This window comes from Methylobacterium sp. DB0501 (assembly GCF_011043735.1).
Lineage (GTDB): Bacteria > Pseudomonadota > Alphaproteobacteria > Rhizobiales > Beijerinckiaceae > Methylobacterium > Methylobacterium alsaeris.
Genome location: NZ_JAAKGV010000032.1, coordinates 1 through 21,640, shown reverse-complemented (window position 1 = coordinate 21,640; position 21,640 = coordinate 1). Strand labels below are relative to the sequence as shown.

Here is a 21,640-nt window from a genome sequence, read left to right as displayed (position 1 = left end):
CTCAAGGCGCGGCGTCGGCCTGCTGCCGGGCCGCCCCGCGCTCGGCCTCGGCCCGGGCGATCGCCGCGGCGACGAGGGCCGGGCTCGCCCGCAACGCCCCGAGCTCGACCGACGACATCGCCAGCAGCACCGGGGCGAGGCGGGCGGTGGCGTGCCCGTCGGGCGTGAACAGGCCGAGATCGTCCCCGGGCTTCACGCCGACGCTGCCGGCGATGCGGGCGGCATAGTTCTGGATGCGGATCTCGTCCGAGCCGCACAGGGGCGCGGGCGGCCGCAAGGCCGGCGGCAGGGCCGAGACCGGGGCGGCGGCCAGCGTCGGCAGGGCGGCGGCTTCCGCGGCGAGGCGGGCGCCATCGAGGATCCGGCCCGGCTCGATCGCGGCGGCGGGGCGCGCCGTCTCGCCGATGCCGGTGGCGATGGTGGGGAGCGGGGCCGCCTTGACGGCGCGGGCCGGCTGGCGCGGCCGCCCCTGCACCCGGGCGAGCGCCGACCAGGGCTGGACCCGCAGGGCGTTGCCGGCCACGGGGCGGGAGGCAACCGGGCGGGAGACAACCGGGCGCGCAGGCGCCCGCGCGACCCGCCGGGGGGCGCCGCCGCGGCCGTGGCTGGCGAGGAACCGTGCCCTGAGGGTCCGGCCGAGGCCCTGCGGCGCCAGGGCCGCGAGCGCCGGCGAGGCGGCTCGTACCGGTGCGGCCCGGCCGGCCGGAGCCGCCGCCCGCGCGGCGACCGGGCCTGCGCATTCCGCCGGCGCCCAGCGCCGGACGATCGCGAGCGCCGAGCGGCGCCCGTACTCGCCGTAATAGCGCCGGAGCAGCGAGACCGCGGCGTCCGCCCCCTGCCCGGCCGTGGCGAAGCCGGTATGGCCCTCCTGGTCGCCGCCGATCTCGCCGTCCCAGCGCGCCCGCTTGATGCACCAGTAATTGTTGAGCTTGACGCAGCGCGCCACGAAGGCCGGATCGCCCGGCGCCGCCCAGGCGGTCCAGGCGAGCGAGAGCGGCAGGAGCCCGTCGCGGGTCTCAGCACGCCAGTTCGACACCGCCCGGGCCTCGGGCCGGTAGACCGGGGTCTCGCGCAGCGGCGCCGCCAGGGCGGAGGCGGCGGCAAGCCCCTCGCCGATCCGCGCGGCGCCGTCCCTGACCAGGGCGGCACCCGCATCGGTCGCTGGTCCGGCCGCGAGGCTCAAGGCGAGGAAGGCGGTGAGGATCACGGGGCCCGGGATGCGTTGCTGAGGCTAAGCCTGTCTTAAGCGATTTACCGTCCGCTGCGTTCCAACGCGCGAGGTACGGGTCTCCCCATTCCCCGCACGATCCCATGCCCGCCGGGCGAGGAGAGGCCCGCGCCCTTCCCGCGTCCCGGACGGCCCTGCCTCGATCACGACGGCGACTTCACCGCCCGTCGCTCACTCGTCCTCGCCGTACCCTAAGCTCTTCGGGGTCACGAACCGCTCGATCGTCCCCGCCCCGGCCTCGACCTGGGCCCAGGACCCCGCCGGCAGGTCGATCACCGCGACCGCCGCCGTCGGGTATTTCTTGGTCAGCGCCCGCCGCGCCTCCCCGGGCTCGGACAGCAGCCGGGCGAGGTCCTGGAAGCCCGGATTGTGCCCGATCATCAGGATCGTGGCGGCCTCGTCCGGGATGGCGTGCACCACGTCGAGGAGGCGCGAGACCGGGGCCTCGTAGATCTGCGGCACGGTCTCGTCCGGCGCAGACCCGAGGGCCGGCCTGACCAGGTCCCAGGTCTCCCGCGTGCGCCGGGCCGGTGAGACCAGCACCCGGTCGGGGATCAGCCCCTCCGCCGCCAGGTAGGCGGCCATCTTGGGCGCGGCGTCCCGGCCGCGGGCGGCGAGCGGCCGGTCGACGTCCGACGTGCCGTCCGGCCAGTCGGACTTGGCGTGGCGGAGCAGGATCAGGCGGCGCATCGCTCTAGCGTCCCTCGCGGCGGCTCAGGAAGGCGAGCTTCTCGAAGAGCCCGACATCCTGCTCGTTCTTCAGGAGCGCCCCGTGCAGCGGCGGGATCAGCTTGCGGGGGTCGCGCTCGCGCAACTGCTCCGGCCCGATCTCCTCGGCCATCAGCAGCTTGAGCCAGTCCAGCAGTTCCGAGGTCGAGGGCTTCTTCTTGAGGCCCGGGGCCTCCCGCACCTCGAAGAAGATCCTCAGGGCCTCCTCGACGAGGCGCTGCTTGATGCCCGGGTAATGCACGTCGACGATCGCCTTGAGCGTGTCGGCGTCCGGGAACTTGATGTAGTGGAAGAAGCAGCGGCGCAGGAAGGCGTCCGGCAGTTCCTTCTCGTTGTTCGACGTGATGATGACGATCGGCCGGCGCGCCGCCCGCACGGTCTCGCCGGTCTCGTAGACGTGGAACTCCATCCGGTCGAGTTCGAGCAGCAGGTCGTTCGGGAACTCGATGTCGGCCTTGTCGATCTCGTCGATCAGGAGAACCGGCCGCTCGGGTGCCGTGAAGGCGTCCCACAGCTTGCCGCGGCGGATGTAGTTGGCGATGTCCGACACCCGCGGGTCGCCGAGCTGCGAGTCGCGCAGGCGCGAGACCGCGTCGTACTCGTAGAGGCCCTGCTGCGCCTTGGTGGTCGACTTGATGTGCCAGGTCAGCAGCGGGGCCTTCAGGCCCCGGGCGATCTCCTCCGCCAGCACGGTCTTGCCGGTGCCCGGCTCGCCCTTGACGAGGAGCGGCCGCTCCAGGGTGATGGCGGCGTTGACCGCGACGGTGAGGTCGCCGGTGGCGACGTAGCTCTCGGTTCCGGTAAAGCGCATCGGGCTCGCGTCACGTCCTTCGAGGGGATTTCCCCGAACCTATGCGGCGAAGGCGGCGCTGGCGAGCCCCGCCCCTCTCACAGCTTCGACGGATCGAACCACACGCAGCTGCGGGCGATCACCGCGAAGTTGATCTCCGACCGGGCCGGCTGGGGCAGGAGTTCGCCGTCGATCGCCACGGTGGTCTGGTTCGAGGTGGCGCCGTCGCCGAAGGTCTGGGGCCGGGTCACGTAGCAATACTGCTTCTCGGGCTTCTGCTCGTCGCCCTTGAAGTTCCAGCCGGTGACGATCGTGCCATCGAGATAGGGCACGGTCTTGAACACCGTGAAGCTCGTGCGCACGGCGGCGTTGGCGGGTGCCTCGGTCTTGCCCTGGTTGCCGGTGAGCGAGGCCACGTCCGGGCGCCCCTTCGCCGCCGGCAGCCCCCCTTCGATCTTGAGGGTGTTGTCGGTCAGCCGGACCTCTCCGCTCGTCTTGAGCGTGGTGGTCTCGAGGGCCTGGGTCAGGGCCTTGGCGAGCTTGTCGGACGCGTTGCCGACCTCGTTCATCGTGGCGTAGCCGTAGAAGGCGGCACCCAGCCCGGCGCCGGCCAGCCCCACGAAGGCCCCCAGCCCGATCGCCCGGAACAGGAAGGCGCGGGCGTTGGAGATCCGGGCCTCGGCCCGCAGGCGCCCGTTGACGTGCTGGGCGAGCGCGACGTTCTCCGGCGTGCCCGGTGCGTGGTAGCTCACGGTCTCGGCCTCTCGATGCGGTCGTCGTCGCGCGCCGGCGGCGCCGGGGGCGTGCCGGCCTGGGGCACGGTCGGCGAGCGGCGCTGGTCGAGGGGGATCGCGGCGCCCGACGCCACCGCTTCCCGCACCGCCCGCTCCGCGTCGTTCATCACCGTCCGGCTCTCGGCCAGCTGGTTGAGGAGCAGCGGCACGCCCTCGGCCTGCATCACCGCGTCGAGGTCGTCCTCGTCGCGGTAGGTCCGGCGCACCTGCACGGCGCAGAGCGCGAGCAGCGTCGAGGCGAAGGCGGCGCACAGGGCCGGCGCGAAGACGAAGATGCGCAGGAAGGCGTGGACCTGCTGGTCGGTCACGTCGACCGGATCGGCGCCGTAGACCATGGCGGTGAAGGAGTGGAGCTGCGAGCGCCGCACCGCGTCGCGATAGGCCCCTTCGGCTTCCGTCACCCGGCGGTCGGCGGCGGCGCGGTCGAGCTGGGCCCGGGCGGTGCGGGCCTCCGCCAGGTTCCTGGCCACCGCCGCCCGCTCGTCGCCGGCGGATTTCAGGCTGCCCGCGATGGTGGCGGTGCGCGGATCGGTGACGCAGCGCAGGTAGTTGTAGCGCTTGCCGCGGCTGTTGGTGCCCGACAGGCGCTCGCAGCGCTGGCCCGGCAGGCCGGCGAGCTGCGCCGAGGCCTCGGTGGTGCGCTTCTCGAGCGCCGCGGCCTCCGCCGCGTACTGCGCCACCCGGGCGTCGGCCTGGGCGATGCGGTTGTCGATCGTGCCGCGGTCGGCCTCCGCTTCCTTCAGGACGGTACGGGCCTTCGAGGCCTCGGCGAGGCGGGGATGGAACATCATCTCGCCGAGCTGCGACACCGACTTGGTGGTCACGCCCGCCGCCATCACGATGCCGATCACCGCGAGGCTCTTGATCAGCCAGTCGCGCTGGACCCGGATCAGGATGCCGAGCGGCACCCGGCACAGCTCGATCGCCGCGTAGACGATCGGCGCCAGCAGCATGAACCAGAAGCTCTGGTCGTTGGGGTTCGCATAGGTCTCGGCGAAGAACCACGCTCCGGCGAGCGAGGTGCAGATCACCAGCGCCTCGACCAGGTAGGCGATGGCGACGTAGCCCCAGCGGATGCGGTAGCCCTTGCGGATCGCCCGATCCTGCTTCCAGGCGTCGGTCTCGTCGGTCCAGGCGCGCTTCTCGCGCACCACGACCCGATCGGGAGGCTGTCGGCCCATCACCACTCCTCGCACCACACCTCGCAGGGCCGCCCGGGGTCGCGGCTGCGTACACGGATTCTCAATCCTTCGTCCTAGGCGGGTTTTGCGCCGAAAATGCGCCCTGGGCGAGTGGACCCTGCCGCGGCGCAGCGTCCGGGCGGCGGTTTACGCACCGCAAAACGTCGCGAGCCGGGCTAGAATTAGGTCGTGGCGCGGTCGTCGCGCCGATTCCGACGCCGTGCGACGGCGTCGCCAGACCGGAGCGAGGCCCCGCATGTCGGACGACCGCGACCGCAAGGACCCCTATCACAAGGACCGCTACCACAAGGATCATTTGGGCAATCGCCGCCTGAACCCCGAGACCCTGATGCTCGGCTACGGCTACGATCCCGCCCTGTCGGAGGGGGCGGTGAAGCCGCCGGTCTTCCTCACCTCGACCTTCGTGTTCACCTCCGCCGAGCACGGCAAGGCGTTCTTCGACTACGTCTCGGGGCGGCGCGAGCCGCCGGCCGGCGAGGCGGCCGGCCTGGTCTATTCGCGCTTCAACCATCCCAACAGCGAGATCGTCGAGGACCGCCTGGCGGTGTTCGAGGAGGCGGAGGCGGCCCTCCTGTTCTCCTCCGGCATGTCGGCGATCGCCACCGTGATCCTGGCGCATGCCCGGCCCGGCGACGTGGTGCTGCACTCGCAACCGCTCTACGGCGGCACCGAGACGCTGATCGCCAGGACGCTCGCGGGCTTCGGCATCGGCGCCGTCGGCTTCCAGGACGGCACCGACGCGGGCAGCGTCGCCGCGGCGGCCGAGGCCGCGGAGGCGCTGGCCAGGGAAAGCGGCGGCCGCGTCAGCGTCGTGATGGTCGAGACGCCGTCCAATCCCTTGAACACGCTCGTCGATCTCGGGCTGGTACGCCAGGCGGCCGACCGGATCGGGGCCAGCCAGGGCGGACAGGCGCCGGTGGTGGTCTGCGACAACACGCTGCTCGGCCCCCTCTTCCAGCACCCGTTGCGCTTTGGCGCCGACATCTCGGTCTACTCGCTGACGAAATACGTCGGCGGCCATTCCGACCTCATCGCCGGGGCGGCGCTCGGCGCAGCGGCCCGGATGAAGCCGGTGCGGCTGCTGCGCTCGGCGATCGGCACCCAGCTCGATCCGCATTCGTGCTGGATGCTCGGGCGCTCGCTCGAAACCCTGACGCTGCGGATGGAGAAGGCCAACCGCAACGGCGAGATCATCGCGGAGCGGCTGCGCGCCCACCCGAAGGTGACGAAGCTCCACCATCTCGGCCATCTCGAACCCGGCTCCGGTGCGGCCCGGGTCTATGCGGCGCAATGCGCCGCGCCGGGCTCGACCTTCTCGTTCGACGTCGCGGGGGCCGAGCCGGAGGCGTTCCGGGTGCTCAATGCGCTCCAGCTGTTCAAGCTCGCGGTGAGCTTGGGGGGCACCGAATCGCTCGCGAGCCACCCGGCCTCGACCACCCATTCGGGCGTACCGAAGGCGGTGCGCGACCGCCTCGGCGTCACCGATGCGACGATCCGGGTCTCGATCGGCATCGAGCATCCGGAGGATCTGGCGGCGGACCTGGAGATGGCTCTCGCAACTCTGGATTGAAAATTCCGGCCGGCGATCGCGAAAGCGCCGGCCGCGGCACCCTTTTGGCTTGCTCCGGCGGGCCCCCTCCGCATGATGGCGGCCCGAGCCCCCGGCTGCGACTCGCGGCGGGGCTATTCCCCCATCCGCGAACCGATAAGGCCCTGCCGCTCCCGATGACCGAGCACGCCGCGTCCGGCTCCTACAAGGAGGTCATCCTGTTCCTGGTCACCGCCGGGATCGTGGTGCCGTTGTTCCATCGCCTGCGCGTCAGCCCGGTCCTCGGCTTCATCGGGGCCGGCGCGCTGCTCGGGCCGTCGGGCCTCGGGCGGCTCACCGAGACGGTGCCCTGGCTCGGCGCGGTAACGATCTCGAGCCGCACCGAGATCGCCCATCTCGCCGAGCTCGGCGTGGTGTTCCTGATGTTCATGATCGGGGTCGAGCTGTCGTGGGAGCGCCTGCGCATCCTGCGTCGCCTGGTCTTCGGCCTCGGCTCGCTGCAGGTGGTGGTGTCGAGCCTGCTCGTCGGGGCGGTGCTGATGGCGCTCGACGTCCCGCCCATCGCGGCGATCCTGGTCGGGCTGGCGCTCGCCCTCTCCTCCACCGCCATCGTGCTGCCGGTGCTGGCCGAGCAGAAGCGGCTCAACACCCCGGCCGGCCGGGCGAGCTTCGCAGTGCTGCTGTTCCAGGACCTCGCCGTCGCGCCCGTGCTGTTCGCCATCGCGGTGCTCGGCCGCAAGGACAGCGACGCGGTGACCGGGCTGGCGCTGGCGCTCGGCCAGGCGGCGGTCGCCCTGGCCCTGCTGGTCGGCGCCGGGCGGCTGGGCCTGAGGCCGCTGTTCCAGCTCGTGGCCCGCACCCGCAGCCCCGAATTGTTCATGGCGGCCTGCCTCCTCGTCATCGCGGCCACCGCCCTCCTCGCGGCGGCGAGCGGGTTGTCGATGACGCTCGGCGCCTTCGTGGCCGGGCTGCTCCTCGCCGAGACCGAGTATCGCCGGGCGATCGAGGCGACGATCGACCCGTTCAAGGGCCTGCTTCTGGGCGTGTTCTTCGTCTCGGTCGGCATGGGGATCGACCCGGCGGTGCTGATGAAGACGCCGCTCACCATCCTGGGGCTGGCCCTCGGCCTCCTCGTCCTGAAGGGCGGGGTGATCGTGGCGATCGCCACCGCCCTGCGGCTGCCCCGGGCGGTGGCGCTCGAATCGGCGCTCCTGCTCGGCCCCGGGGGCGAGTTCGCCTTCGTGCTCGTCGGCAGCGCGCTGGCCGCCGGCCTCGTGCCCGATGATCTCGGCCAGGCGGCGCTCGTCGTCACCACCGCCACGATGGTGATGATTCCCGGCCTCGCGGCGCTCGCCCGCCGCCTCGGCCGGCGGATCGACCGGACGGCTTTGGGCCGGGCCCGGGCCGAGCCGCCGCCGCCGGAGCGCCAGCCCGGCCGGGTGATCGTCGCGGGCTACGGCCGGGTCGGCCAGCTCGTCGCCGAGATGCTGGCCCGCCACAAGGTGCCCTACATCGCCCTCGACATGGATGCCGCCCGCGTCGCCGACCAGCGCCGCCTCGGCAACCCGGTCTATTTCGGCGATTCGGCCAATTCGGAGCTCCTGCGCCGCTGCGGCATCGACACCGCCCGCGCCCTGGTGGTGACCCTCGACCAGCCCCGCGCCGTCGAGGCGGTGGTGGCGGCGGCCCGCGCCGAGCGGCCGGACCTGACCATCGTGGCCCGGGCGCGGGATGCCCGCCACGCCACCGCCCTCTACGAGATGGGCGTCGACGACGCGGTGCCGGAGACGATCGAGGCCTCGCTCCAGCTCTCCGAAGCCGTGCTCGTCGATGTCGGGGTGCCGATGGGGCTGGTCATCGCCTCGATCCACGAGCGCCGCGACGAGTTCCGCGCCACCCTGCGCCGCAAGGAGGCGCCGCCGGTCGCGCCCTTCCAGGCCCGCCGCACCGTAGGAAAGCCCCAGTGATTGCGAGAGAAGCGTGAGCGAGCTCGGGCCCCAGCAGGAAGCGGCGCTCAAGGCGGTGTCGGACTGGCTGAAGCGCGGCAGCCCGCAGGTCTTCCGCCTGTTCGGCTTCGCCGGCACCGGCAAGACCACGCTGGCCCGGCGCCTCGCCGAGGATGTCGAGGGCGGGGTGCTGTTCTGCGCCTATACCGGCAAGGCGGCCTCGGTGATGCGCGCCCGCGGCTGCCCCGACGCGTCCACCATCCACAGCCTGATCTACCGCACCCGCGAGGATACCGAGGGCGGGCCCGCCTTCACCCTCAACCGCACCGGGCCGGTGAGCAAGGCGGCCCTCGTCGTCATCGACGAGTGCTCGATGGTCGACGGTGACCTGGGCAACGACCTCCTGTCCTTCGGCACGCCGGTCCTGGTGCTGGGCGATCCGGCCCAGCTGCCGCCGGTGAAGGGCGGCGGCTTCTTCACCGAGGCCGAGCCCGACGTGATGCTGACGGAGGTCCACCGCCAGGCCGCCGACAACCCGATCGTGCGCCTCGCCATGACCGTCCGCGAGGGCGGACGGCTGGACTACGGCGCCTATGGCGAGAGCCGGGTGATCCCGCGGCGCGACATCGACCCGCAATCGGTGCTCGCCGCCGATCAGGTGCTGGTCGGGATGAACCGCACCCGGCGGCTCTACAACGGCCGCATCCGCGAGCTGATCGGGCACGCCGATCCGATGCCGGCGGTGGGCGAGAAGCTGGTCTGCCTGCGCAACGACCGCACCAAGGGCCTGCTCAACGGCTCGACCTGGACCGTCCAGGCCCTGCGCGCCGCCCCCCGCCCCGACCTCGTGCGCCTCGACGTGGTGCCGGAGGACGATCCGGCGCTCCGCCGCAAGCCGCAGGACATCCGGGTCCTGCGCTCGGTCATCGCCGGCAGCGAGGAGGAGGTGCCGGCGATCCTGCGGCGCGAGACCGAGGAATTCACCTACGGCTACGCGCTCACCGTCCACAAGGCGCAGGGCTCGCAATGGGACAAGGTCGTGCTGTTCGACGAATCCTACGCCTTCCGCGAGCACCGGGCGCGTTGGCTCTACACGGCGCTGACCCGGGCGGCGCAGGCGATCACCGTGGTGGTGTAGGGGGCCGGCGTCGTTCCGTCCCCTCGCTGGGACCGGACAGCGCGCCGGCACGCCCGCATCCCGGATCGCCTGCTCGATGACGTCGACGCGCAGATGAGTCGCCGCGAGGGCGCGGGCGACGGCGCGGGAGATCGTCGTCTTTCCGGTCCCGGGCAGGCCGGCGAACACGATCAGCATGGAGCGGCCTCTCGGCGATCAAGATCAAGTCGATCGACGGAGGCGGATGAACAAGGCCGGAAGCCCGCCCGGCCTCGATCTGCTGCACGGTGCGTCGGTCCTCCAGCCGACTCCACTCCCCGGCAGCCCGCCGCTCCTCGATCTCCCGTGTCTTTCGATCGTAGAGATCCGACGCGACCTTGAGGGCGGGCAGGCCGCCGGTGATCAGCGTGGCGCTCACGCCGAGGATCTACCATGCGTAAGCGGTCGTCATCGGTGTCAGTCCTCTGCTCCGAGGAAGCGAAGCGCGGCTTGGCCGGCGAGGTGGAAGCATTCGCCTGCGATGAGGAGAAGTCCCCCTCCATGGGCGAAGACATCGTACCGGCCATGCGTGACCGGGATCACGAAAGCGGCCCCGAAGACCGCGATAGCCAATGAGTTGAACAAGGAAGCGAGCAGCTTGGCTCCTTCGTCGAACCGTTTTGCGCGGTGCTTCGGGTCACCCTTGGGCATTGCGGGCCGCCTCTGGGCATTGGATGCCCGGCGGGACCAATGAGGGGCCGATTCGTTCCACCATGGCCCGTCACCCTACGTCAGATACAGGCCTTTCGCCAGGATCCCCGCTCCGCATCCCGCCCCGCTGGACGAACGGCCCCGCAACCCCCACCTACGCCGCAGCACGACGCGAGACAGCCTGCCTGGAGAGACATCCTTGGCCAACGACGACGCGGGGGGCGCCCCCCGCATGCATGCGACGACGATCCTGATGGTGCGCAAGGGCGGCCGGGTGGTGATCGGGGGCGACGGGCAGGTCAGCCTCGGCCAGACCATCGTGAAGGGCAATGCCCGCAAGGTACGCCGCCTCGCCAAGGGCTCGGTGATCGGGGGCTTTGCCGGCGCCACCGCCGACGCCTTCACGCTGTTCGAGCGGCTGGAGGCCAAGCTGGAGCAGTATCCGGGCCAGCTCACCCGGGCCTGCGTCGAGCTGACCAAGGATTGGCGCACCGACCGCTACCTGCGCCGCCTCGAGGCGATGATGCTGGTCGCCGACAAGGATGTGAGCCTGCTGCTGTCCGGGGCCGGCGACGTGCTGGAGCCCGAGGGCGGCGTGATGGCGATCGGGTCCGGCGGCAATTATGCCCTCGCCGCCGCCCGGGCGTTGGAGGAGCAGGATCTCGACGCCGAGGCGATCGTGCGCCGCGCCATGCGGATCGCCGCCGAGATCTGCGTCTACACCAACGGCAGCCTGGTGATCGAGAGCCTGGACGCCGCCTGACGGGCGGCCACCTCGCCCTCACCCCACTCGCACAGGGCCGTGGGCCCGCCCGAAGAGCCTCATGACCACCTTCTCCCCCCGCGAAATCGTCTCCGAGCTCGATCGCTACATCGTCGGCCAGGGCGACGCGAAGCGCGCGGTCGCGATCGCGCTGCGCAACCGCTGGCGCCGCCAGCAGCTCCAGGGTCCGCTCCGCGAGGAGGTGGCCCCGAAGAACATCCTGATGATCGGCCCGACCGGCTGCGGCAAGACCGAGATCTCGCGCCGCCTCGCCCGGCTCGCCGGGGCGCCGTTCCTGAAGGTCGAGGCGACGAAGTTCACGGAAGTGGGCTATGTCGGCCGTGACGTCGAGCAGATCGTGCGCGACCTCGTCGAGATCGGCATCGGCCTCAAGCGCGACGAGAAGCGCCGCGGCGTCCAGGCCAAGGCGGAGGCCGCGGCCGAGAACCGGGTGCTCGACGCCCTCGTCGGCGCGACCGCGAGCCAGGCGACCCGCGACGCCTTCCGGCGCCGCCTGCGCGCCGGCGAACTCGACGACAAGGAGGTCGAGCTGGAACTGGCGTCCGGCGCCCCCCAGGGCATGCCGATGTTCGAGATCCCGGGCATGCCCGGGGCCGCCATGGGGGCGATCAACCTCGGCGACATGCTTGGCAAGGCGCTCGGCGGCCAGAAGGGCAAGCCGCGGCGGATGACCGTGCGCGACGCCTACGCGCCCCTCATCAGCGAGGAATCCGACAAGCTCCTCGACCAGGACAGCGTGGTGCAGGAGGCCCTGCGCGACGTGCAGGACAACGGCATCGTCTTCCTCGACGAGATCGACAAGATCTGCGCGCGCGAGGGCCGCTCCGGCGCCGACGTCTCGCGCGAGGGCGTGCAGCGCGACCTGCTGCCGTTGATCGAGGGCACCACGGTCGCCACCAAGCACGGGCCGGTGAAGACCGACCACATCCTGTTCATCGCCAGCGGCGCCTTCCACGTCTCGAAGCCCTCCGACCTGCTGCCGGAGCTGCAGGGCCGCCTGCCGATCCGGGTCGAGCTGAGCCCGCTCACCGTCGACGATTTCCGCCGCATCCTGACCGAGACGGAAGCGAGCCTGACCAAGCAGGCGGTGGCCCTGATGGCGACGGAAGGCGTGACGATCGACTTCACCGACGACGCCATCGATGCGCTGGCCAAGGTCGCCGTCGACGTGAATTCCTCGGTCGAGAATATCGGCGCGCGCCGGCTCCAGACGGTGCTGGAACGGGTCCTCGACGACGTGTCGTTCACGGCCCCCGACCGCTCGGGCGAGACGGTGACGATCGATGCGTCTTACGTCCGCGACCGGGTCGAGAGCCTGGCGCAGAACGCGGATCTGAGCCGTTTCATCCTGTAATCATCCGCGATCGGAGCCGTTCGGCGTCTCCGACATGCAGGATCATCCCGGGGCTCGCCGCAGGTGGGAGCCCGGGATTGACCCTGCATGTCGGAGACGAGGGCCGAGGAGAGCCGTCCGCTTCGTCCTGAACCGTCCTGCGGCTCCGGTACGACCCCGGAGGGTGTCAGGTCCGCCTGGGACCAGAAACCAAGGCTCCGCCTACCCACCCCACACCTGCCCCGGCCTGAGCGCGAGGAACCGTTCCGCCGGCACTTCCGATGCCGCGAGCGCCCGACCCAGCGCCTCCGCCGGCTCGCCCGCGCCCTCGTGGGTGAGACGGAACGTGCCCCAATGGTGGCCCAGACCCTGCCCGGCCCCGACATCGAGGAAGGCGCGCACCGCCTCGTCCGGGTTCATGTGCTGGGGCTGCATGAACCAGCGCGGCTCGTAAGCGCCGATCGGCAGAGTGGCGAGGCGGGGGGCGCCGAAGCGCGCGCGCACGTCCCGGAAGATCGCCCCGTCGCCGTAGCCGGTATCGCCGACATGGTAGAGCACCCCCTGCGGGGTGGTGAGCACGAAGGCGCACCACAGCGCCATGCGCCGGTCGTTCACGCCCCGGGCCGACCAGTGATGGGCCGGCACGAGATGCACGACGATCCCGCCGCCGAGATCGACCGCGCCGCCCCAGTCCCGGGTCTCGACCGGGATCGTGGCGTCGTAGCTGCGCAGGATCGCGTCGTTGCCGAGCGGTGCGACGAAGGTCGGCGCGTGCTCGGCCCAGAGCCGGGCCAGGATCGGCCCGTCGAGATGGTCGTAGTGGTTGTGGGTGACGAGCACCGCGTCGATGGGCGGCAAGGCGCCGAAGGCGATGCCCGGCGGGTTCACGCGCTTGGGGCCGCTGAAGCCCACCGGGCTCGCGCGCCGGGCGTAGACCGGGTCGATCAGGATGTTGCGTCCGGCGACCTGGATCAGCAGGCTCGCATGCCCGATATGGACGACCCGCAAGCCCTCGACCCGCTCCGGCGGCGCATCCTGCGGGAACGGGCTCGGAAAGCGCGCCGGCCAGGCCTCCCGGCCGCCGCTCAGCTGCCAGCGCGCCACCTCGCCCACGCCCTTGTCCTGAGGCTGCCCCGGCGAGAAGAACCGCAACCCGTCGAAATGGTCGCTGACCGGGCCGCGGTAGTAGGGGTTGCGGCTGCGCTTGTGCGCCGCGTAGCCGACGCCGCCGAGCGTCATCACGGTCATGGCGCTGGCGAGCTTGAGGAAGCCACGGTTCTTCATGCGGGGGAGATGATCGGGAGAAGGCCGAGGTCAAGGTGCGGACGTGCGGACCCTTCGCCGCGCCCAGACCGCATTGCACAATGCCGCCGGGTGGTTACATTCGGGTCATCGGCAACAACAGAAAGGAGGTGATCCAGTGTCTCATTGTCATCAGCCGCGGTCGTCTGCGCGCCGGACCTGGATCGTCGCCTCCGGCTTCACGGCCTGAGCGTACGACGAGCAATCCAGGATCGGTAGATCCTGACGGATCACTCGGTGATCCTGAATGATCGGTCGGACCGCGGTCCGGCAATGGAAGGGCTGCCCCGGCGACGGGGCGGCCCTTCGTCCGTTGAGGGCGCCCCTGCCGGGCGCCGCATCACGGCATCCGGTCGAGCAGCATCGCCTCCGCGTCCTTCAGCTGGCGCCGCAGGGAGGCGTTCTCGGTCTCCAACTCCTGGATGCGGGCGAGGAGGGCGTCCGGATCGGGGTCCTGCGCGCGGGCGGCCTCGTCCGTGAAGGTCACGCCGATGCTGTCTTCCCGGCGCCAGCGCAGGACAGCCTTGTGGGTGCGGTCCTTGGCCGGGATGAGGAGATCGAAGCCCTCGGGCAGCGTCGCGGTCTGGCTGAGCATCAGGCGGGCGCCGGATCCGGAGAGGTCCCGCACCAGGCAATCCATGCTGGAATTGCCGTTGTTGAAAACGATGCGCCCCTTCAGGAACGTCCGCAGGCGGGTCTCCCTGCGCAATTCGGACATGTCGGACATCGGCCCAGCCCCGTTCGACCTCGCGGGTTTCGGATGCCGGCATGGTGCCCCGGCGATCTTTAAGGAATGCTCGCCGCGATGCCCGACTCTCTCGTCCTCTCCCGCGGATAACGGTCAGCCCTGCGCCTGCGACAGGCTCTGAAACAGGTAGAAGCCGTTGAAGCGGACCGCGGTCGCCGCGGCGGCGCCGTCGAAGCCGACCGGGCGGGGCGTGCTGCCGTCGAGCTTGCCGCCGAAGGCCCAGCGCGCCTCGGTCACGAAGACCGGCACGGCGTAATCCTCCGGCACCGCGCAGACCAGCCCGTCGAGGCTTTTCAGGCAGAACAGGTTGTAGCTTCGCATCGGATCGCCTCCGCTCGCAGGTGCTGCCATGGCGTCCATTCGCTAGCGGCTGATTTGGCCGAGACTATGTCAGGCGTCGCCGCGCGGCGCCACCGCAATCTCGGCCATGACGTTAGGTGCGACGCGGCCAAATCACGAAAATGTGTGCATCGGGAGCCTCGGAACGGTACAAGAAACGGTTGCGCTACACGACTGCAACACGGGATCGCCCGGCCTCATCGCTGATTCGACTCGGACAAACTCCAATTGTCGAGAATCTGGTCAGTCGCCGCGATTTCGAGTTGCTGGCCGAAGCGTTGCCGGTAGAGCGTCATCATGGCGTCCTACAGCTCGTCCGACGACGAGCAGACCGCGTCCGTGGCGAGCACGATCATGCACCGCAGCGTCGTCCAGCGGGCCGTTCGGCAGGGCGTCGGTCTCGATGGGCGTGGCGGCCATGCGGGTCGGGCTCCCGTGCGGGGGCGCATCGGCAGCCCCGGGGCCCGACCAACGCATACGCCCCTGAGGGGTTTCTGGGCTCAGCCTTTCGACATCATTCCTGCGGGACTTCATTCCTGCGGGACTTCATTCCTGCGGGACTTGGCGCTCCAGCTCGTCGAGCCAGATCCTGGCATTGCCGTCGGAGGGCGCGCGCCAGTCGCCGCGGGGCGAGAGGGCGCCGCCGGCCGCCACCTTCGGGCCGTTCGGCAGGGCCGAGCGCTTGAACTGGCTGAAGCCGAAGAACCGCCGCACGAACACCCCGAGCCAGGAGCGGATTTCCGGCAGAGCGTAAGTCCCCCGTTTCGCCTCCGGGAAGCCGGGCGGCCAGGGCCCGCGGGCGGAATCCTCCCAGGCCATCAGGGCCAGGAAGGCGATCTTCGACGGGCGGTAGCCGTAGCGCAGCGTGTAGAACAGGTTGAAGTCCTGCAGCGCGTAGGGGCCGATCTTCGATTCGGTGCTCTGGATCGTCTCGCCCTCCCGCGCCGGCACCAGCTCGGGCGAGATCTCGGTCTCGAGGATAGCCTCCAGGGTGCGGCCGACCTCGGCGTCGAACTGGCCGGACGCGATCACCCAGCGGATCAGGTGCTGGATCAGGGTCTTGGGCACCCCGGCATTGACCGCGTAATGGGACATCTGGTCCCCGACGCCGTAGGTGCACCAGCCGAGCGCCAACTCCGACAGATCGCCGGTGCCGATCACGATCGCATCGTGCTGGTTGGCGAGACGGAACAGGTAATCGGTGCGCAAGCCCGCCTGCACGTTCTCGAAGGTGACGTCGTAGACCTCCTCGCCGCGCCCGAACGGGTGGTGCATGTCGGCGAGCATCTGCCGGGCGGCCGGCCGGATGTCGAGCTCGGCGGCCCGGGTGCCGAGCGAGGCCATCAGCCGGTGGGCGTTGGCCTTGGTCTCGTCCGAGGTGGCGAAGCCCGGCATCGTGTAGGTGAGGATGTCCGAGCGCGGCAGGCCGAGCTGGTCGAAGGCGCGGGCCGCCACGATCAGCGCGTGGGTCGAATCGAGCCCGCCCGAGATGCCGATCACCACCCGCTTCGTGCCGATCGCCTGCAGGCGCTGGGCGAGGCCGGCGACCTGGATGTTGTAGCCCTCGTAGCAATCCTGGGCGAGGCGGGCGGGATCCGCCGGCACGAAGGGGAAGCGCTCGACGGTGCGGTGGAAGCCGAGATCCGCCTCCGGAGGAGCCACCCGGAACGGCACCCGGCGGTAGGCCGGCGCGCCCGGCAGCACGGCCGCCCGGTTGTCGTCGAAGCTGCCCATCTGCGCCCGCTCCTGGCGCAGGCGGTCGAGGTCGATGTCGGCCAGCGTCACCTGCGGCTCGGCGGGAAAGCGCACACCTTCGGCGATCAGCTCGCCGTCCTCGAAGATCGCGGTCTGGCCGTCCCAGGCGAGGTCGGTGGTCGATTCGCCCGGGCCCGCCGCGGCGTAGATGTAGGCCGAAAGGCAGCGCGACGAGGTCGAGCGGCACAGGAGCGTCCGGCTCTCCGCCCGCCCGATGGTGATCGGGCTGCCCGAGAGGTTGGCGAGCACGGTCGCGCCGGCGAGCGCGGCGAGCGCGGCGGGCTGCACCGGGATCCACATGTCCTCGCAGATCTCGACGCCGAGGACGAGGCCCGGCAGGTCTTGCGCCGAAAACAGCAGGTCGGTCCCGAACGGCGCGTCCGTCCCGCCGATGCGGATCGTCTCGCCCGTGATCCCGGCGCCGGGGGCGAAGTGGCGCTTCTCGTAGAACTCGCGGTAGTTCGGCAGGTAGCTCTTCGGCACCACCCCGAGCAGCTGTCCGCGGTGGATCACGGCGGCGGTGTTGTAGATCCGGTTGCGGTGGCGCAGCGGCGCGCCGACGACGAGAACCGGCATCAGCCCGCGGCTCGCCTCGACGAGGGCGAGGAGCGCGGCCTCGACCCGCTCCAGCAGCGTTTCCTGCAGCAGCAGGTCCTCGAGGGCGTAACCCGACAGGCAGAGTTCCGGGAACACCGCCACGGCGACGCCGTCCGAATCGCACCGCTCGGCGAGTCGCCGGATCTCGGCCGCGTTGGCGTCCGGGTCGGCGATGTGGCCGCGGCCGACACAGGCCGCGACGCGGGCGAAGCCGTGCCGGTACAGGGATCGAAACATCGCGCGACAGGCCCCTTCTCGCCGGAAATGCCCCACGTCCTTACCGCGCCCGCCACGCGCGCGGTACCGGCTCCAGGACATGTCCCACCACGGGTCCCATCCCGTGCCGGCCCCGTCGCCGTGCCTAATCGGGCGTTAACGATGCCGTGGCTAACTGGCTCCACGCGACGCGGCCGCGGGCCGCCCACACACACTTTCGGCATCATGAGACAATCGGGACGGCCACCCTTCTCCGACTCCTCGCCGCGTGCGCCCCAGCGAGTGCGCGACCACCTGCGCACGCCCGAGCGGCGGGAGCGCCCTCTCGGCCTCCTGGCCCAGACCGTGATGAGCCTGCGGGCGATCCTGTCCCGCCGCCTCGCCCCCCCGGCGCCCCCGCCGGCCCCGCGGGACTACACCCTGAGCCGCCGCGCCACCCCGAGCTGGATGGCCGACGCCCTGGTGCGGCCCGACGCACACGAGCCTCAGCCGGAACCCGTCCTGCCGCCGGAGCCGTGGAGCCAGAGCCCGTTCGTGCCGAGCCAGGCCCAGGACCCGTCGTTCGGCCGATCCGCAGGCCAGGCGCCGCGCCCGGTACCGGCGGCCCCGCATGCCTTCGCCGCCCCGGTGGAGCCCTTCGTCATCCCGGCGGAGCCCTTCGCCGCCCCGGCCTGGGAGCCGCCTCCCGCCCCCGTCCCCCCTGCGTCGTCCTGGCGTGAGCCCCCGGCGCGCGCCGCCGCCCCGCGTCCGGCCGTGCCCCGCGAGGATGACGGACGCGGACAGGCATCCGCGGTGCCGGGCTTCGCCGACGCGCGAGCAGCCCGGCCGCCGACGACCGAAGCGTTCGTGCCTCCCGTCGAGCCGTTCCGCGCGCCTCATGCCGATCTCGCGCCCGATCTCTTGCCTCATCTCGCCCCCCTTGCCGAGCCCGATCTCGTCGCGCCGCCGATCATGGTGGTGGCGCCCGAGCCGCCGGCGCCACGCCGCGCTTCGACCTGGGCGCCGGACCCCGCTCTCGTGCCCGAGGGCGGCTGGACCATGCCGATCCCGCCCGCCGGCCCCGCCCGCGCCGTGTTGACCCGCGCCCGCCGCCGGGACGCGGATCAGGTCCAGGCGCCGGAGGCGCGTTCCTATCCATCGTCGCCGGAGGCGCGTGCCTATCCGTTGTCGCCGGAGGCGCGTTCCTACGCGCCATCGTCCGAGATCCCGGCCCGTGCCGCGGCGCCGGCCCGGCCTGCCGAGTCCGGGGTGCGCTTCACCCGCACGCCCGATCACGTGCTGCAGGCGCGCCAGCGCCGTCGCGAGCAGGCCCTGCGCGAGAAGGAGGAGGCCCGTCTCGCCGCGGAGGCCGCGGCTGCGGCCGCTGCCGCCGCCGAGATGGCGGCGGCCGAGGCGGTGCGCCTCGAGGCCGAAGCCGCCCGGGCCGAAGCCGAGGCGGCCGCGGCCGCCGCCGCGGTGCCGTTGTGGCGCCAGCCCTTCGTCCTGCCGCCGGGTGTGCGCTTCACCCGCACGCCGGACCATCTCCTGCGCCATCCGCAGGAGGAGGCCGGATCCCAGGGCGAGGCCGCCTCTCGGGAGGAGGCTGCAGCCCGACAGGATGGCGCGTCCCAAGAGCCTGTGTCCCAAGAGACAGCGTCCCAAGAGACAACGTCCCAAGAGGAGGTGGCGACCGGGACCGACACCCTCGCGACCGCCGCCACGGAGGCGACTCCCGCATCCGCAGAGCCCGTCATGGCCGATGCGGTCCTGCCCGATCTCGCCCTGGCTGGCCCGGTCTCCGCCGACGCTCCGGCCGATATCGCCGCGATGTCCGGGCCGTTCGCCGAGGGTGTCGCCGTACCGGCGGAGCCGGCCGCGAGCGTCGCCGCCGAGTCCGCGGCGCCGGTTGTCTCGGAATCCGAGGCCGTCGCTCCCGAGCCCGCCGATCCGGTCTCCGAGGCCGCGGCAGTGCATGTCGCGGACGCCCCGCCCGTGCCCGACCTGTCGGCGTCCGAGCCTGCCCCCGTCGCGGAGGTTCCGGTCGCGCCGGCGCAGGTCTTCGACGTGCCGAACAGTGCCATCCTGGTGCCGGTCGACGTCTCGCACCTGCGCTCCCTGCCGCCGCGCCCGGTCTATGCCCTCGACCGGCTGCTGCAGCACGACTGGACCCGCCCGCTCTCGACCGCCGCGGAGCAGGACAATCGGCTGCCGCCCGAGTCGATCGTCGAGGAGCCTGCCGTAGCCGAGCCCGACGTCGCGGCGTCGCCCGACGAGGTGCCCGCCGTCGCGGAGTCGGCTGCAGAGACCCATCCTATCGCGGTTCAGGATCACGCCCCGACGGCCGGGCCCGTCATGGACGAACCCGTCATGGACGAACCCGTCATGGACGCGCCCGTCGTCGTGGAAGCGTTCGTCATGCCTGAACCGGCCACCGAGGCGCCGGTCGACGTCCTAACCGAGGCCGACGCCCCGGTGACCGCGAATGCGGCGGACCACTACGCCGCGGCGGACCGGTCCTTCGCGGCCGAGCTGCCGCCCGCCACGATCCTGCTGCCGGCGCCTGCCCCGATGCTGGCCCTCACCTACGCCCCGCGGCCGGACGTCGCGAGCGCGCCGGACACGGTCGGCGTGCCGGATCGGGCGACCCCGCCGGACGCGACGGTCGCTCTCGTGGCGGCGGTCCCCGAACTCCTTCCTGAGCCCCTCCTCACCCCCCTGGCCGCCGCCCTGCCCGTCGACGACGCGCCGGTCGGCGTGTCCGAGCCCGCCTTCGTGCCCCTGGCCTTCGCGCCGGTGCGGTGGTCGTTCATCGCCGCGGACGCCCTGCCGGTCGCGACGGCCGAAAAGCCGGCGGTGCGGCCGGATGCACCCTGGACCCTGCCGGCCGTGTCCGTCGTCGCGCCCGCACCGGTCGAGGATCGCCCCGCGGCCGAGCCGGTCGCCCAGTCCGCGACCTCGGCGCCCGAGCCGTCGCAGACCTCGGTGCCGCCGTCGCAGGCTTCGGTGCCGGCGTCGCAGCCCTTCGTCTACGTGCCGACCGGCCGCCTCAGCGCGCAGCTGCCGGCTCCGACGCTGCCCTCCCCCCCGCGCCCGCCGCGCATCATCCTGCCGGTTGCGTCGCAACCGGTGCCGTCCGCCGAGCATCCGGCGTCGCTCGCCGCGCTGCCGACGGAGACCGGCGCTCCGGTTCCCGAGTCCCACGCCGTCCCGGCGGCGGCTTGGTCGTCCCCCGCATCCGAGATGCCGGCCGCGGAGCCGCACGGCCTGGTCATCGGCACGACGGGGCTCGCGATCGATCTCGGCCTCGATGCCGACGACGATGACGGGGAGGACGAGGACGACATCCTGGCGCCGGTCGCCACCATCCCGCTGCGCCAGGCCGCCCGCGCGGTCGAGGTGCCCTACGAGCTGCCCTCGGTCGACCTCCTGGCCGAGCCGCGGGAATCGGACGGCAGCAACCTCGATCCCGAGATGCTGGAGGACAACGCCCTCCAGCTCCAGCAGGTGATCCAGGATTTCGGTGTGCGCGGCGAGATCCTGGCGGTCCGGCCGGGCCCGGTTGTCACGCTCTACGAGATGGAGCCGGCGCCGGGCACCAAGTCGAGCCGCGTCATCTCGCTCGCCGACGACATCGCCCGCTCGATGTCGGCCATCTCGGCCCGCGTCGCGGTCGTGCAGGGCCGCAACGCCATCGGCATCGAGTTGCCGAACCTGAAGCGCGAGACGGTGTACCTGCGCGAGCTCCTGACCTCGCCGGTCTTCACCGAGACCAAGCAGAAGCTCGCGCTCTGCTTAGGGAAAAATATCGGCGGCGAGGCGATCATCGCCGATCTGGCCCGCATGCCCCACCTGCTGGTCGCCGGCACCACCGGCTCGGGCAAGTCGGTCGCCATCAACACCATGATCCTGTCGCTCCTCTACCGGATGAAGCCGGAGGAGTGCCGCCTCATCATGGTCGATCCCAAGATGCTGGAACTCTCCGTCTACGACGGCATCCCGCACCTGCTCTCGCCGGTCGTCACCGATCCCAAGAAGGCGGTCATCGCCCTCAAATGGGCGGTGCGCGAGATGGAGGAGCGCTACAAGAAGATGGCGCGCCTCGGGGTTCGCAACATCGACGGCTTCAATGCCCGGGTGGCGGAGGCGCGGGCGCGGGGCGAGGTGATCACCCGCACGGTCCAGACCGGCTTCGACCGCGAGACCGGCGAGGCGGTCTACGAGGACGAGGTCATGGATCTCTCCGCCCTGCCCTACATCGTGATCGTGGTCGACGAGATGGCCGACCTGATGATGGTGGCGGGCAAGGACATCGAGGGGGCGATCCAGCGCCTCGCCCAGATGGCGCGTGCGGCCGGCCTGCACCTGATCATGGCGACGCAGCGCCCGTCGGTGGACGTGATCACCGGCACGATCAAGGCGAATTTCCCGACCCGGATCTCGTTCCAGGTGACCTCGAAGATCGACTCGCGGACCATTCTCGGCGAGATGGGCGCCGAGCAGCTCCTGGGCCAGGGCGACATGCTGTTCATGGCCGGCGGCGGC

At 71.7% G+C, this 21,640-nt stretch carries 16 protein-coding genes and 1 pseudogene; 6 read left to right on the top strand and 11 right to left on the bottom strand.

Annotated elements, in window-relative coordinates; translation table 11 throughout:
* Nucleotide 1 precedes the first annotated feature (1 nt).
* From G4G93_RS31805 to G4G93_RS31785, 5 genes are all read right to left on the bottom strand, one after another.
* Nucleotides 2-1,207, bottom strand: coding sequence for a hypothetical protein (locus G4G93_RS31805; protein ID WP_165091159.1), 1,206 nt, complete (start codon nt 1,205-1,207; stop codon nt 2-4).
* A 192-nt stretch (nt 1,208-1,399) separates the two neighbouring features.
* Nucleotides 1,400-1,918, bottom strand: coding sequence for a SixA phosphatase family protein (locus G4G93_RS31800; RefSeq protein WP_165091156.1), 519 nt, complete (start codon nt 1,916-1,918; stop codon nt 1,400-1,402).
* 4 nt (nt 1,919-1,922) lie between these two features.
* A complete protein-coding gene (locus tag G4G93_RS31795) occupies nt 1,923-2,768 on the bottom strand; it encodes a MoxR family ATPase (protein ID WP_165091154.1) in 846 nt (281 codons plus the stop codon).
* Between the two features lie 77 nt (nt 2,769-2,845).
* Nucleotides 2,846-3,499, bottom strand: coding sequence for a hypothetical protein (locus tag G4G93_RS31790; protein WP_165091151.1), 654 nt, complete (start codon nt 3,497-3,499; stop codon nt 2,846-2,848).
* Nucleotides 3,496-4,722, bottom strand: a complete 1,227-nt coding sequence (locus G4G93_RS31785) for an ATPase (protein WP_206290140.1) — start codon at nt 4,720-4,722, stop codon at nt 3,496-3,498. Before G4G93_RS31785 ends, G4G93_RS31790 begins: the two co-directional genes overlap by 4 nt.
* Nucleotides 4,723-4,978: 256 nt before the next feature.
* On the opposite strand from G4G93_RS31785, the gene G4G93_RS31780 reads away from it, so the two are divergent.
* From G4G93_RS31780 to G4G93_RS31770, 3 genes are all read left to right on the top strand, one after another.
* Nucleotides 4,979-6,313: a cystathionine gamma-synthase family protein gene (locus G4G93_RS31780; protein ID WP_165091147.1), complete on the top strand. Its 1,335-nt coding sequence runs from the start codon at nt 4,979-4,981 to the stop codon at nt 6,311-6,313.
* A 155-nt stretch (nt 6,314-6,468) separates the two neighbouring features.
* A complete protein-coding gene (locus G4G93_RS31775) occupies nt 6,469-8,259 on the top strand; it encodes a cation:proton antiporter (RefSeq protein WP_165091144.1) in 1,791 nt (596 codons plus the stop codon).
* Between the two features lie 13 nt (nt 8,260-8,272).
* Nucleotides 8,273-9,376 carry an ATP-dependent RecD-like DNA helicase gene (locus G4G93_RS31770; RefSeq protein WP_165091142.1) on the top strand — a complete coding sequence of 368 codons (1,104 nt, stop codon included), beginning with the start codon at nt 8,273-8,275 and terminating at the stop codon, nt 9,374-9,376.
* Here G4G93_RS31770 and G4G93_RS31765 read toward each other — a convergent pair.
* Nucleotides 9,377-9,553 (bottom strand): annotated as a pseudogene (locus G4G93_RS31765) (AAA family ATPase); the annotation flags it as partial. It abuts the gene before it with no gap.
* Nucleotides 9,554-9,811: 258 nt separating this feature from the next.
* Nucleotides 9,812-10,045 (bottom strand): hypothetical protein, encoded by a 234-nt coding sequence (locus G4G93_RS31760; RefSeq protein WP_165091139.1) that lies wholly within the window; start codon nt 10,043-10,045, stop codon nt 9,812-9,814.
* Nucleotides 10,046-10,277: 232 nt separating this feature from the next.
* Here G4G93_RS31760 and hslV point away from each other — a divergent pair, with 232 nt between their 5' ends.
* Nucleotides 10,278-10,808: an ATP-dependent protease subunit HslV gene (gene hslV / locus G4G93_RS31755; RefSeq protein ID WP_048431164.1), complete on the top strand. Its 531-nt coding sequence runs from the start codon at nt 10,278-10,280 to the stop codon at nt 10,806-10,808.
* A gap of 61 nt (nt 10,809-10,869) precedes the next feature.
* Nucleotides 10,870-12,183, top strand: coding sequence for an ATP-dependent protease ATPase subunit HslU (gene hslU, locus G4G93_RS31750; RefSeq protein WP_165091137.1), 1,314 nt, complete (start codon nt 10,870-10,872; stop codon nt 12,181-12,183).
* 201 nt (nt 12,184-12,384) lie between these two features.
* On the opposite strand, the gene G4G93_RS31745 is transcribed toward hslU, so the two are convergent.
* From G4G93_RS31745 to G4G93_RS31725, 4 genes are all read right to left on the bottom strand, one after another.
* A complete protein-coding gene (locus G4G93_RS31745) occupies nt 12,385-13,446 on the bottom strand; it encodes an MBL fold metallo-hydrolase (protein WP_165091134.1) in 1,062 nt (353 codons plus the stop codon).
* Between the two features lie 358 nt (nt 13,447-13,804).
* Nucleotides 13,805-14,182 carry a PilZ domain-containing protein gene (locus G4G93_RS31740; protein WP_165091223.1) on the bottom strand — a complete coding sequence of 126 codons (378 nt, stop codon included), beginning with the start codon at nt 14,180-14,182 and terminating at the stop codon, nt 13,805-13,807.
* Nucleotides 14,183-14,305: 123 nt separating this feature from the next.
* Nucleotides 14,306-14,533 carry a hypothetical protein gene (locus tag G4G93_RS31735; protein WP_165091131.1) on the bottom strand — a complete coding sequence of 76 codons (228 nt, stop codon included), beginning with the start codon at nt 14,531-14,533 and terminating at the stop codon, nt 14,306-14,308.
* Nucleotides 14,534-15,097: 564 nt separating this feature from the next.
* Entirely contained in the window at nt 15,098-17,140 is a 2,043-nt protein-coding gene (locus G4G93_RS31725) for an NAD(+) synthase (RefSeq protein ID WP_165091129.1), read from the bottom strand.
* Between the two features lie 261 nt (nt 17,141-17,401).
* Between G4G93_RS31725 and G4G93_RS36845 the strand changes: the two genes are divergently transcribed.
* Nucleotides 17,402-21,640 (top strand): DNA translocase FtsK (locus G4G93_RS36845; RefSeq protein WP_409513833.1); only part of this gene is annotated, 4,239 nt, incomplete at its 3' end.